The following is a 12603-nucleotide window of genomic DNA, read 5'->3' on the forward strand; positions in this document are numbered from 1 at the left end:
TTTGCGCAACGGCCCGCGGGTGCGGCGAGCGAGACGGTGTAAGTTTGGGAGACCTATCTTTCATGAACTCACCCATGCATACCTTCCTGCTCGACTGGCGTTCGCACTGGCGCGTCGGACTCGCCCGCGCGCTGTGTTTCCTCGCGCTCTGGTTCATCCTGATGCCGGACGCGAAGCCGGCCGATGTCGCCTGCGGCCTCATCGCGACGATCGTCGCGACGCAGATGAGCCTGCGTCTGCTGCCGCCCGCCGCCGGACGGTTGCGCCTGGGAGCCTTGCTCGTCTTCGCGCCGCATTTCCTCGCGCAGTCCGTGCTGGCGGGCATCGACGTGGCGCGCCGCGCACTGGATCCGCGCCTGCCCCTGCAGCCGGGTACCGTCGTCTATCGCACCGGTTTTCCGCCGGGCACGGCGCGCAACGGTTTCGCCATCATCACGAGCCTCTTGCCGGGCTCCCTTCCGGTGGACGAGACCGCGGACGGGCTCGTCTACCACTGCCTCGACATCACGCAGCCGGTCGCCGCACAGCTGGCGGAAGAGGAGCGGCGTCTCGCCGGCGCGCTCATCAGTGGGGAACGTCATGGCTGACGGGCTCATCGCAGACGTACTCATCGCCGTGTGCGCCCTGGTGCTGCTGATGGTGGCCGTGGGCCTCCTGAGCGTGCTGCGCGGGCCCACGCGCGCCGACCGCATGATGGCCGCGCAACTCTTCGGCACGGGCGGGATTGCAGCGCTGCTTCTGGTGGGCACCGCGAGCGGCGTGGATTCGGTCGTGGACGTCGCGTTGACGCTTGCGGTGCTCGCGGCGTTCGCGTCGGTCGCTTTCGTGAAGGCCGATCGCCAGTCGGAAGGCGATACCGCGAACGAGGAGCGGACATGAAAACCGCAGCCGATGTCTTCACGATCGTTGCCATGCTCGGCGGGCTGTTCTTCTTCGTAGCGGGCACGCTCGGGTTGTTGCGCTTTCCGGACACCTACACGCGCCTGCATGCACTCACGAAGGCCGACAACCTCGGCCTCGGCATGGTGGTCGTGGGGCTGCTGCCGCAGGCCGGTCATCTCGTGGTCGCCCTCAAGCTCATCGTGGTGTGGCTGCTCGTGATGCTGACGTCCTCTGATGTGTCGCAGCTCATCGCGCGCGCCGCGCGGCGGCAGGAGAAAGGGTCATGATTTCCGCCATTTCCGTCGGCATCGGCATCCTGCTGCTGGCGCTCGCGCTCTGGACGGTCGTCGTGCGCGATACGTTCGCCGCGGTTGCGGGGTTCATTCCTTACGGTCTGCTGCTCACGCTCGCCTGGCTGGTGCTGCGCGCAGTGGACGTGGCATTGACCGAGGCGGCCATCGGCGCGGGCCTGACCGGCGCGCTGCTGATCCGCGCGGCTTCGCGCCTGCATCCGACCGAAGCGGCAGCGCAGGCCGAAGCGCCTGGCCTGGGAACGCGCGTGGCAGCCGGCGTTGCCGCCGCGGCCGTGGCTGTCGTGATGGCCGTGTGCCTGCTGCGCCTGCCGGACCCCGCGCCGACACTCGCGCCCGAGGTGGCGCGGCACATCGAGGCAACGGGCGTCGCGAATCCGATCACGGCGGTCCTGCTGTCGTTCCGCGCGATCGACACGCTGCTCGAAGCAATCGTGCTGCTCTTTGGCGTGGTGGGCGTCTGGTCGCTCGCGCCGGATCGCTGCTGGGGCGGCAGGCCGGGGCTCGCGCAGGCGGTCGGCCCCAACGACATCCTCGTGTACCTGGCGCGGGTGTTGCCGCCGATCGGCGTCGTCATCGGCATCTATATTTTCTGGGCCGGCGCCGATCATCCGGGCGGCAAGTTCCAGGGCGCCACGGTGATTGCGGCCATGTGGCTGCTCGTCATGATGTCGGGACTGCGCGACGCACCACCCGTCAGCCGGCGCTGGCTGCGCGTCGTGCTGGTGCTCGGACCGGCGGTCTTCATCGCGCTCGGCCTGCTCGGCGCGGTCATGGCAGGGGCGTTTCTGGCGTACCCCGACGGCTGGGCGAAGCTGTGGATCATCGTCATCGAAGCCGCGCTGCTGCCTTCGCTCGCCGTGACCCTGGTACTCCTGATGGTCGGGCCGCCGCAGCGGCCGGAGGTGAGCCCATGAACGTCACGCAGCTGTTTGGCATTACCGCCGCCGCGCTGGTGGGGCTTGGCGTGTATGGCCTGATCGTCAACCCGCAGCCCTTGCGCAAAGTGCTGGCCTTCAACCTCATAGGCAACGGCGTCTTTCTGGCGTGTGCCGTGATTGCGCATCGAGGCGCTGCCGCGGGCATGTCCGGCGATCCGGTGCCGCAGGCCCTCCTCATCACGGCGATCGTCGTGTCGTTCGCCGCTTCCGCGCTGGCTGTCGGGCTCATGCTGCGCCGGTTCGCGCAAACCGGCACCAACTTGCTTGCGGCGCCCGATGAAGCTGCGCCGGGCGAGGCGCGCACCCATGCGGAGGCCAGATGATGACGCCGGCGCTCGCGGGGCAGTCGACGCCAGGCGGCCTGCTGCTGGCGCTCGCCGTGCTGTTGCCCTTTGCCGGCGTGCTGGCCGGTCTGGCGCCAGGCGGGCGGCATGCGCAACGTGTGGCGTGGGTGACGGTCGCTCTCGGCATCGGCATCGTGCTGGAGATCGCGGCGAGGCTCCTCGTCTCGGGCGACTCGTTGCGCTATGCGCTCGGCGGCTGGGCGCCGCCGCTGGGCGTCATGCTCCGCGCCGACGGCCTGTCGGTCTGCATGATGCTGGTGGTCGCCGTGGTGGTGGGCGCGGTGGCCGTCTACGCCAACGGCGATTTCGGCACGCCGTCCGGCACGCGCGAGGCGCGCGCGCCGCTGGCCTTCTGGCTGCTCCTGCTGGCGGTATGGGGTGCGCTCAATCTCGTCTTCGTGAGCGGGGACATCTTCACGCTCTACGTCGCGCTCGAACTGCTGACCTTTGCCGGCGTGCCCCTCGTGTCGCTGGATGGGCGTGCCGAAACATTGCAGGCGGCGCTGCGATATCTGCTGTATGCGCTGATCGGCTCGATGCTGTATCTGCTGGGCGTTTTCCTGCTTTATGGCGCGTATGGCACGCTCGATATCGCGCTGCTGGCCGGGAAGATCGGCCCCGGGCCGCTCGCGTGGACGGCCGTGGCGTTGATGAGCGCGGGCATGCTCGCGAAGACCGCGTTGTTCCCTTTGCACCTGTGGTTGCCGCCTGCGCACGCGGGTGCGCCTGCCGCCGCGAGCGCGCTGCTCTCGGCACTCGTGATCAAGGGATCGTGGTTCGTGGTGGTGCGCCTCTGGCTCGATGTCTTTGGCGGCATGGTGGGCGGCTCCGTCGCGCAGTTGCTCGCGGGCCTGGGCGCCATGGCAATTCTTTTCGGCAACGTGGTGGCGCTGCGCCAGGCGCGGCTGAAGCTCCTGATCGCGTATTCGACGGTTGCCCAGATCGGCTACCTGTTCCTGCTGTTTCCGCTGGCCGCGCACGACGAGGGCACCCGGGCCGTTACGGGCGGCCTGTTGCAGGCCATCTCGCACGCGAGCGCGAAAGCGGCCATGTTCCTGGCGGCCGGTCTCATCTACAGCACGCTGGGTCATGACCGTCTGGCCGACCTGCGCGGCGCCGCGCGCGCGCTGCCCATGACGCTGACGGCTTTCGCGCTGGCCGGTGCCACGCTGATCGGTCTGCCGCCCTCGGGCGGGTTTCTGGCCAAGTGGCTGCTGATGTCGGCGGCGCTGGCGAGCGGGCAATGGTGGTGGGCGCTGACGATGCTGCTCGGCGGCCTGCTCACGAGCGTCTACGTCTTCATGGTGGTGGTGCGCGCGATGGAGCCCGCCGCGCCCGGCTGGTCGCCGAAGAAGCCGGTCCCTCGTTACCAGCAGCTCGCGGTGCTCGGCCTCGCCACGTGCTCGTTTCTGCTTGGGCTGGCCGTGCTGCTGCCCGTCGACGTGGCGCAGATCGGCCGCACCGTGACAACGCAGGCGGGGATGCCATGAACCTCTCGCAGACTCTGCTGGCCGCAGCCGTGGGCCTGCCGTTGCTGATGCTGCTGCTTTCTGCATCGGCGCCTGTCCGCAGGCGCCTGCCCGCCTGGTTCGCGGTCGCACCGCTGCCCGCGCTGGCGGCGGCCGTCGGCGCGAGCCCCAGCGAAACGCTCATGCTCGGCCACAGCCGTTTTGCCCTGCGGTTCGCCATCGACACGCCCGGCGCATTGCTGCTCGGCACGGCGGCGCTGCTGTGGCTCTTCGCGGGCATCTATGCCGGTCGATCGTTGCGTGCGCAACGGAGTGTCGATGGATTCGTCATCTGCTGGCTCATGGCGATGACGGGCAACGTCGGCGTGTTCCTGGCGGCGGATCTGATCGGCTTCTATCTGATGCTGGCAGTGTTGAGCGTCGGCGCGAGCGGCCTCGTGCTGCAGGGGGAGGGGGCCGATGCGCGGTATGCGGGCGCCCTCTATCTGGGCATCGCCCTGCTGGCCGAAGCGTTCGTGCTCGCAGCGCTGATCCTGCTGGCGCAGGCCACGCCCGGCGGCAGCCTGCTGATTCGCGACGCGGCAGCGGCCCTGCCGGGCTCCGCATGGCGCGACGCCACGCTGCTCCTGCTGCTCACGGGCCTCGGCATGAAGGCGGGGATGGTGCCGCTGCACTTCTGGATGCCCTATGCCTATCGCGCGGCGCCCGTTCCCGCGGCGGCGGTGATGAGCGGCGCCGTCGTCAAGGCCAGCGTGATCGCTCTGGTGCGCTTTCTGCCGTTCACGCCCGGCGACGCGTGGCCGCACTTCGGCATCCCGCTGGCCGCGCTGGGCATGTTCGGCGCGTTCTACGGTGTGGCGATCGGCATCACGCAGTCCGAACCGAAGGTCGTGCTCGCCTGCTCGAGCGTCAGCCAGATGGGATTCCTGATGGCGGTGACCGGCATGGGGCTGGCCGCGGGAGACCCCGCTACCGTCGTGGCGGCCGCGTACTATGCCACGCACCATCTGCTCGTGAAAGGCACGCTGTTCCTGGCGGTGGGCGTGGTCGCGCTGACGGGCGCCGGATCGTTGCGGCGGGTGTTGCTGCCCACGGCGGTAATCGCGCTCGGGCTGGGCGGGTTGCCGTTGACGGGCGGCGCACTGGCCAAATACGCGGCCAAGGACCTGCTGCGCGGGGACCTCGCGGGCTCGCTGGCCGTGGCGTCTTCCGTCGCGACGACGCTGCTGATGCTTCATTTCGTGCGCTGTCTGCGAGCGACTGCAGCGACGGATGCCCATGCCCGTGCGCCCGCCCCGCTCGCGCTTGCGTGGCTCGCCATGGTGCTGGCCTCGCTGCTAGGGCCGTGGGTGCTCTATCTGCACATCCCGGTTGGCACGCTGCCCGACGCGCTCGCGCCCGCGGCGTTGTGGTCGGCGCTCTGGCCTGTGCTGGCGGGCGCGGCGCTGGCCGTCGGCTGGGATCGATGGAGGAGGAAAGCGCCTCGCGTGCCGGTAGGAGATGTGGGCGTGATCCTGCGCGAACTCCAGCGGGCCGCAGCGGCGGTGGGGAGATTCGCGCAAGGCGCGGATGCCTTCGTGCGGGAATGGTCCGTGTCGTGTTTGACGCTGCTGCTCGCTGCGCTGCTTTTCGGTGGCCTGCTGGCCGTGGTGGCGTGATGAGTGTGTCGTGTGTGTCGTCTGTTCCGTGTGTGTCGAAAGCGGCGGCCGCGGCGCCCGGCGCATACCGAACACGCGCTCGAAGCCGAACCTGGAGTCCGTCATGAGAACGCTGACGCGTGCCGCGCTGCTTGCCGCCGCCACCTGCCTGGCCGGCTGCATCACCGTGGGACCCGATTACAGTCGCCCCGAAGTGCAGGTGCCGGCCACGTGGCGCATCGACCTGCCGCAGGCCGAGGAGGTCGTGAACACGGCATGGTGGGAGCAGTTCGACGACCCGGTGCTAAACGACCTGGTTCAATCGGCGCTGCAGGGCAATCTCGACGTGCGCATCGCGGCCGCGCGCGTCGACCAGTTCATCGGCGTGCTGCGTTCCGCGCGCTCACAGGGTCTGCCGCAGATCGGCTACGGCGCCAACGTGAGCCGCAACCGCGCGAGCCAGGCCGGCATGCCGCCGCTGCCGCCCACGCTCGACCCCGTCTTCGACCTCTATCAGGGCATGCTGTCCGCCTCCTGGCAGATCGATCTGTTCGGGCGCGTCAGGCGCCTGACCGAAGCCGCGCAGGCGCAGGTCTATGCCAGCGAACAGGCGCAACGCGGCGTCGTGCTTTCGCTCGTGACGGGCGTGGCGACCAGCTACATCACGCTGCGCGGGCTCGACCGGCAACTCGAAATTGCGCGGGCCACGGCGGGCAATTTCGGCGAAACACTGCGCATCTTCGAGTTGCGCTACCGCGACGGCCTCGTTTCGCAGACGGAGCTTGCGCAGGTGCGCTCGCAGTACAAGCTCGCGCAAACCGCGATACCGGCCATCGAGCAGCAGATCGGCATCGTGGAAAACGGCATCTCCGTTCTGCTCGGGCGCACACCTGGGCCGATCCCGCGCGGCAAGTCGGTGAGCGAACTCGTGCTGCCGGTGATACCGGCGGACCTGCCGTCGACGCTGCTCGAGCGGCGCCCCGATATTTTGCAGGCCGAACAGAATCTGGTCGCGGCCAACGCCAATGTGGGCGCGGCGCGCGCGCTGTACTATCCCACCATCTCGCTTACGGGCGCGCTCGGTTCGGTGAGCACCGCATTTGGCGACTTCCTTTCGGGGCCGGCACAGGTCTGGTCGGTTGCGGCGGGGCTGACCGGGCCGATCTTCACGTCGGGCGCGATCGGCGGTCAGGTGCAATCGGCCGAGGCGCAGAAGCGCCAGGCCGAACTGGTCTACCGGCAGACGGTGCTGGGTGCGTTCGGCGATACGAACAATGCACTCGTCAGCTCGCAGAAGACCATCGAGCAGGCCGAACTGCAACAGCAGCGGGTCGAGGCGCTGCGCGAATTTGCGCGGCTTTCGCGGCTGAAGTTCGAAGACGGCCTGATCGGTTACCTCGAAGTGCTGATCTCCGAAAACGACCTGTTCTCCGCCGAGCTTGCGCTCGCCAGCCTGCAGGCCTCGCGCTTCAACCAGGTGATCGGCGTGTATCAGGCCATGGGAGGCGGGTGGGTGGATATCGCCGATTCGCGTACGCCGGTGGCGCTGAGTGCTGCGGGAAAGGGCAATTCAGTGCAAGGCAGGTGAAGTTGCACAGACGCGAAAGTGTCGGGTTGTTTCTCGGCGGGGTGAATCATTTTGAATGAAAGACGTCTCGCACGCCTGGGCTCAGTAAATGGGCTTGGATAATAAGCAGAACGCTCTAGACTTCATACCGTGTCCTGATGAGGTATGCCGACCCCGCGAACCTGAAAAGGAGATACGTGCAGACAGCCGACCATTTTCAACTCGATTGACGCCTCTGGATGACGAGGCGGCGGATCGTTCATAGCTTCCACGGAGGATGCGATGGCAATCAAATCACATTGGCGTACGCTGTTATCTCTGGGTTTCCTGTCACTTGCCCTTGCGGGCAATGCCGCGCGAGCACAAAGCATTCCCATCGTCACGGGCCAGCAGTGGATGGCGTCGTCGGACGAGGCGAAGAAAGCCTATCTCGTTGGCATCGCCAATCTGATCGAGATCGAACGCGCCTATTCCGGAAATAGCGCGAGCAGCAGCGATATCTCGCAGCGCTTTGGCAAAGGAATGCAAGGCCAGACGCTCGACAGCGTGCGCCAGGGACTGGACAACTATTACGCCGCCAATCCGGCGATGATCCAGCACCCTGTCGTCGAGACTATCTGGTTTCAAATGGTCTTACCCGGTCTGAGTAAAAACCAGTGAGGAAGACGATCATGAAACGATATGGATGGATCGTGAGCGCAAGTGTGCTGGTTGCCATCGTCGGCTGTACGGATATGACACCACGCCAGCAGGGAACGATGAGCGGCGCGGCGATTGGCGCGGCGGGCGGCGCGGGCATTGCGGCGATCGCGGGCGGCAACGCATGGACCGGCGCGCTCATCGGCGGCGTGGCAGGCGGCGTGGCGGGCAACATGAAGGCCGGTCATCAGTAAGCATGCCGTCTGCCATGGGAGGGCGGGGAGACAGAACATCGCGGTCAGAAATGGGCGTGGCGGATTGCACCGGGAAGCCGTAGCACGGTTACCGCCACGCAGCGGTGCTCAGCTCGAAAATCGCAACGAGCGCGGCGCCCAGCACGACGAGAAATGCGCACCACTCCGGCGCCGAAAAGAACGCTTTGCCGCGTTCGTGCTGCGCCCACATGTACAGCAGACTGCCTGGCCCATAGAGCATCGCGGACATGACGAGCAATTCCACCCCGCAAGCGTAAAGCAGAAACAACGTATAAATCGTGGCGACGATCTCGGTGGCGTAGCACTGCATGCGCCTGCGCGAGGTGAGGGCCGATGGCGGCAGCGCGCGGATGGCCTTGAGGCCGAAGGTCGCGACGAAGAAGTACGGGATGAGCGCCATGGCGCTCGTGAGGCGCAACATGAGCGAGAAGGCGTCGGTGGACCAGTACGTGCTGACGACGAAGGCCTGGACCACGCCGCTCGTGAGCCAGATCGCGGCGGTGGGCAGCTGCCGCGCGTTGCGGCGTGCGAAGACGGCCGGCATGGCGTCCGCTTTGGCGCTCGCATAGAGCACCTCCGCGCAGATCAGCGACCACGCGAGATAGGCGCCGAGCACGGAAACGATCAGCGCACCGCCGATGAAAGCCGCGCCGGGTGCGCCGACCACGGCCCGAAGTACCGAAGCCATGGAAGGCTGCCTCATTGCCGCGATGTCCGGGCGCATGAGATGCGCATACGGCAGCAGCGTGACCAGCACGAGCAGCAGTAACACGAAGGCGAAGCCGAGCACCGTCGCCGTGCCCACGTCCGAACGTTTTCTCGCGTATCGCGAATACACGCTCGCGCCTTCGATGCCGAGAAAGACGAAAACGGTGGTGAGCATGGTTCCCTTGACCTGCGGCGCAAGTCCGCCGGCACTTTGAGCGAGATTGGCCGTGAAGGTCTCCGCGCTGGCATAGACGCTCAAAATGCCAATGAAAACAAAAATGGGCAGAATCTTGACGACGGTGAGAATGGCATTGATTAACGTGGCCTGCTGGATGCCGCGTAGCAGCATCCAGTGAAACGCCCATATGCCGACCGAGGATATTGCGATGGCAATGGGCGTATTGCCGTTTCCGAATGCAGGAATGTATGCGCCGAGCGTGGATTTGATCAGTACCCAATAGGAGACGTTGCCGAAACAACCGGCCATCCAGTAGCCGAACGCGGAGAGAAATCCGGCGTAGCCCCCGAAGCCGTCGCGCGCGTACGCAAAGATGCCGGAGTCGAGGTCGGGCCGGATTTCCGCGAGCAACTGAAAGATGCGCGCCAGCATGTACATGCCGCCTCCTGCAATGCACCATGCGATGACGGCGGCAGTCGGGCCCGCTTCGAGCGCGAAATTACGAGGCAGCGAATAGATGCCCGCGCCGACCATGGACCCGACCACCATCGCAGTCAGAACAGGCAGTGACAGCTTCTGGTTATCCGTCGAATTCATATTCAAGCCTTTTTTTGATCTTCGACCCGCAGCCTGCGAACGCGCCAAATCGCGGCCAGGCAATGCGCGCCGCATTGAACGGCTGGAATATTATCGAGCGCATGTCACGTTGAATGCATCATATGTCCATCGTATTCCATAATGATCTTCAGGTGTCCGCATGATGGATTGATCATCGGGCACGTCTGGACACGGGTAGCTTGTATGTTCGCTAATGAACGGCAATCCGGTTGTTAGCAAACGGCAAGTGAATCGAGTGAATCCGCAACAGGCCGTATCAGGAGGAATGTCATGCGATATCTCGCGGGAACACTGCTTGGCTCGCTGGTTGCCTCGCTTGCCCTGTCCGGCTGCGAAGCGCCAACTTCGGGCTCGACATTCAGGCCAGCGCAGGCACAACAAGTGTTTGTGGTCGAGCTCGGGGTAGTCGAAACCGTTCGGCCCGTCACGATCCAGCCGGGCCCGACGGGTGTCGGCGCAATAACGGGCGGCGCGCTTGGAGGTATCGCGGCCGGCGCCAATATCGGGCGCGGCACGGGCTCCGCTGCAGCGGGCATAGGCGGCGCAGTGCTGGGCGGCCTGGCCGGCAATGCCGTGGAGCAGCGCGTCACGCAGCGAGCGGCCCTTGAAATCGTCGTGCGTCTGGATTCAGGACAACTGATGTCCGTGGTCCAGGACGCAGACCAACAGTTCGTTCCGGGCGACCGCGTGCGCGTGCTGCTCGGCAATAACTCCGTGCGCGTGACCCGATGATGCAACGAGCGGAACGGCGGCGCAGATGAGGCATGTCATGCACCAGGGCGCAGTAGCAGACGAAGCGAGAAAACCGATGGGCGATAACGAGCAGAAAATGAGTCGCCTGCAGTTGACGGCGATGGTGGTCGGGGGCATGGTCGGCGCCGGCATTTTTTCCCTGCCGCGGACCTTCGCCAATGCGACGGGGCCGGTTGGTGCGGCGATTGCATGGCTCGTGGCGGGCGTGGGTATGTACACGCTCGCACGCGTCTTTCAGGCGCTCGCGGAGCGCAAGCCGGACCTCGACGCCGGTGTGTTCGTCTACGCGAAAGCGGGCTTCGGCGATTACCCCGGCTTCCTCTCGGCATTCGGTTACTGGATCGGCAGTTGCATTGGCAACGTCTCCTACTGGGTACTGATCAAGTCCACGCTGGGCGCTTTTTTCCCCATCTTCGGCGACGGCAATACGGTGGTGGCGATCGTCGTGGCGTCCGTCGGCATCTGGTTGTTTCACTTCCTCATTCTTCGCGGTGTCAAACAGGCTGCGTTCATCAATACCGTGGTGACGTTCGCCAAGGTCATTCCGATCGTGGTGTTCATCGTCATTCTGCTCTTCGTGTTCAAGTACGGTACGTTCCGCCTGAATATCCAGTCCGCGGCTGCGGAGGAGGGTGGCATCATCCAGCAGGTTCGCGCGACGATGCTCGTCACCGTGTTCGTGTTCATCGGCATAGAGGGCGCGAGCGTGTATTCACGCTATGCGAAGGAGCGCACGGACGTTGGGCGCGCAACGATCTTTGGCTTCGTCGGGGTGACGACGCTCATGGTGCTCGTCTCCATGCTGCCGTTTGCCGTGCTGCCGCGCGGTGACGTGGCGGGCATGCGGCAACCGTCCATGGCGGCCGTGCTCGAAAGCGTGGTCGGACCATGGGGAGGGATCTTTGTGAGCATCGGCCTGATCGTGTCGGTGCTCGGTGCATATCTGGCCTGGTCGCTGATCTGCGCGGAGGTGATGTTCGCGGCGGCGCGAAACGAGGACTTGCCAGCGATATTCGCCCGCGAAAACGCCAACAACGTGCCGGCGAACGCGCTGTGGATTACGAATATCGTCGTGCAGATCCTCGTTGCAAGCACCTATTTCTCGTACGACGCGTTTGCCCTGATGCTCAATCTCACGAGCGCGATGTCGCTCATTCCCTATCTGTTCGTCGCGGCCTACGGGTGGATGGTCTCGAATCGCGGCGAGAGCTACGAGGTGCGGCCCGAAGAGCGCCGGCGCGACCTCGCGTTCGCGTCAGTCGCGGTGATCTATACCTTGTTCATGATCCTGGCCGGTGGCCTGAAATTCATACTGCTATCGGCAATTCTATATGCACCTGGCACGGTGCTGTACGTGATCGCGCGACGTGAGCGCAAGCTGGCTGTTTTCAAAGGCATGAGCGACTGGGTCATTTTCATCGTGGCGGCCATAGCGGCGATTGCAGGCTTTGTTGCACTGGCCACGGGCGCCATGGCGGTCTAACGAGAACGAGCGGAGATCGATATGTCCAGGACGAAGGGCGGTGAGAAGGGTGAGAAGGGTGCCAAGGCCGAGAAGGGTGAGAAGGCCGAGAAAGGCGAGAAGGAAGGCAAGGCCGCGAAGAGCAAGAAAAGCGACGACAGCCCGTTGGGCGTGTATTCGGAAGTCGGCCGACTGCGCAAGGTGATGGTGTGCGCGCCGGGCATGGCGCACTCGCGCCTCACGCCGAGCAATTGCGACGAGTTGCTGTTCGACGACGTGCTATGGGTCGACAACGCGAAGCGCGACCACTTCGACTTCGTCACGAAGATGCGCGACCGCGGCGTCGAGGTGGTCGAGATGCATAACCTGCTCGCCGAAACCGTGGCCGTGCCAGAAGGCAAGAAGTGGATCCTCGATAACCAGATCGTGCCGAACCAGGTCGGACTGGGTTTCATCGACGAACTACGAAGTTATCTGGAAGGTCTCGACGATCGCAAGCTCGCCGAGACCCTGCTTGGCGGGCTCTCGATCTACGACTTCCCCGAGGCGCATGGCGGCGCCGCGCTCAAGGTCGTGCGCGAAGCGGCGGGGTCCACCGAATACCTGCTGCCGCCGCTGCCGAATACCCTGTACACGCGCGACACCACCTGCTGGATTTACGGCGGCGTGACGCTCAATCCGCTGTACTGGCCTGCACGTCACGAGGAAACGATCCTCGCCGCGGCGATTTACCGGTTTCATCCCGATTTCGCGGGCAAGGTCAACGTCTGGTGGGGCGACCCCACGCTGGATCACGGCATGGCGACGCTCGAAGGCGGC

General features: G+C 65.5%; 14 protein-coding genes. 13 read left to right on the forward strand and 1 reads right to left on the reverse strand.

What is annotated here, in order from left to right; translation table 11 throughout:
- Positions 1-62: 62 nt before the first annotated feature.
- The 10 genes from BMI01S_RS34215 to BMI01S_RS34260 all read left to right on the forward strand — a co-directional run bounded on the left by BMI01S_RS34215 (position 63) and on the right by BMI01S_RS34260 (position 8044).
- The gene (locus tag BMI01S_RS34215) at positions 63-587 is read left to right on the forward strand and encodes a Na+/H+ antiporter subunit E (protein WP_036022226.1); all 525 of its coding nucleotides are present in this window, start codon (positions 63-65) and stop codon (positions 585-587) included.
- Positions 580-879 (forward strand): monovalent cation/H+ antiporter complex subunit F, encoded by a 300-nt coding sequence (locus tag BMI01S_RS34220; RefSeq protein WP_154671505.1) that lies wholly within the window; start codon positions 580-582, stop codon positions 877-879. The genes BMI01S_RS34215 and BMI01S_RS34220 overlap by 8 nt, the downstream gene beginning before the upstream one ends.
- Positions 876-1169: a monovalent cation/H(+) antiporter subunit G gene (gene mnhG / locus BMI01S_RS34225; protein ID WP_028215495.1), complete on the forward strand. Its 294-nt coding sequence runs from the start codon at positions 876-878 to the stop codon at positions 1167-1169. The genes BMI01S_RS34220 and mnhG overlap by 4 nt, the downstream gene beginning before the upstream one ends.
- Complete coding sequence (locus BMI01S_RS34230) at positions 1166-2110, forward strand: hydrogenase subunit MbhD domain-containing protein (protein ID WP_028232947.1); 945 nt, start codon at positions 1166-1168, stop codon at positions 2108-2110. The genes mnhG and BMI01S_RS34230 overlap by 4 nt, the downstream gene beginning before the upstream one ends.
- Complete coding sequence (locus BMI01S_RS34235; protein ID WP_028232948.1) at positions 2107-2457, forward strand: NADH-quinone oxidoreductase subunit K; 351 nt, start codon at positions 2107-2109, stop codon at positions 2455-2457. Before BMI01S_RS34230 ends, BMI01S_RS34235 begins: the two co-directional genes overlap by 4 nt.
- Positions 2454-3968 carry a complex I subunit 5 family protein gene (locus BMI01S_RS34240; RefSeq protein WP_036047071.1) on the forward strand — a complete coding sequence of 505 codons (1515 nt, stop codon included), beginning with the start codon at positions 2454-2456 and terminating at the stop codon, positions 3966-3968. The genes BMI01S_RS34235 and BMI01S_RS34240 overlap by 4 nt, the downstream gene beginning before the upstream one ends.
- Positions 3965-5605, forward strand: a complete 1641-nt coding sequence (locus BMI01S_RS34245) for a proton-conducting transporter transmembrane domain-containing protein (protein ID WP_051381620.1) — start codon at positions 3965-3967, stop codon at positions 5603-5605. The genes BMI01S_RS34240 and BMI01S_RS34245 overlap by 4 nt, the downstream gene beginning before the upstream one ends.
- Before the next feature lie 103 nt (positions 5606-5708).
- On the forward strand, positions 5709-7172 hold the full coding sequence (locus BMI01S_RS34250; protein WP_042292321.1) for an efflux transporter outer membrane subunit: 1464 nt from the start codon (positions 5709-5711) through the stop codon (positions 7170-7172).
- A gap of 261 nt (positions 7173-7433) precedes the next feature.
- Positions 7434-7811, forward strand: a complete 378-nt coding sequence (locus tag BMI01S_RS34255; RefSeq protein WP_028215404.1) for a hypothetical protein — start codon at positions 7434-7436, stop codon at positions 7809-7811.
- Between the two features lie 11 nt (positions 7812-7822).
- The gene (locus tag BMI01S_RS34260; RefSeq protein ID WP_028215405.1) at positions 7823-8044 is read left to right on the forward strand and encodes a glycine zipper domain-containing protein; all 222 of its coding nucleotides are present in this window, start codon (positions 7823-7825) and stop codon (positions 8042-8044) included.
- 88 nt (positions 8045-8132) lie between these two features.
- On the opposite strand, the gene BMI01S_RS34265 is transcribed toward BMI01S_RS34260, so the two are convergent.
- Positions 8133-9548 carry a basic amino acid/polyamine antiporter gene (locus tag BMI01S_RS34265; protein ID WP_028232340.1) on the reverse strand — a complete coding sequence of 472 codons (1416 nt, stop codon included), beginning with the start codon at positions 9546-9548 and terminating at the stop codon, positions 8133-8135.
- A 291-nt stretch (positions 9549-9839) separates the two neighbouring features.
- On the opposite strand from BMI01S_RS34265, the gene BMI01S_RS34270 reads away from it, so the two are divergent.
- The 3 genes from BMI01S_RS34270 to BMI01S_RS34280 form a co-directional block, all read left to right on the forward strand.
- Complete coding sequence (locus BMI01S_RS34270; protein ID WP_028232339.1) at positions 9840-10301, forward strand: outer membrane lipoprotein; 462 nt, start codon at positions 9840-9842, stop codon at positions 10299-10301.
- Positions 10302-10398: 97 nt separating this feature from the next.
- The gene (locus BMI01S_RS34275) at positions 10399-11805 is read left to right on the forward strand and encodes a basic amino acid/polyamine antiporter (RefSeq protein WP_154671394.1); all 1407 of its coding nucleotides are present in this window, start codon (positions 10399-10401) and stop codon (positions 11803-11805) included.
- Between the two features lie 183 nt (positions 11806-11988).
- Positions 11989-12603, forward strand: a 615-nt coding sequence (locus BMI01S_RS34280; protein ID WP_255217845.1) for an arginine deiminase family protein, incomplete at its 3' end; no start/stop codon positions are given.

This window comes from Paraburkholderia mimosarum LMG 23256 = NBRC 106338 (genome assembly GCF_000739815.1).
Classification (GTDB): domain Bacteria; phylum Pseudomonadota; class Gammaproteobacteria; order Burkholderiales; family Burkholderiaceae; genus Paraburkholderia; species Paraburkholderia mimosarum.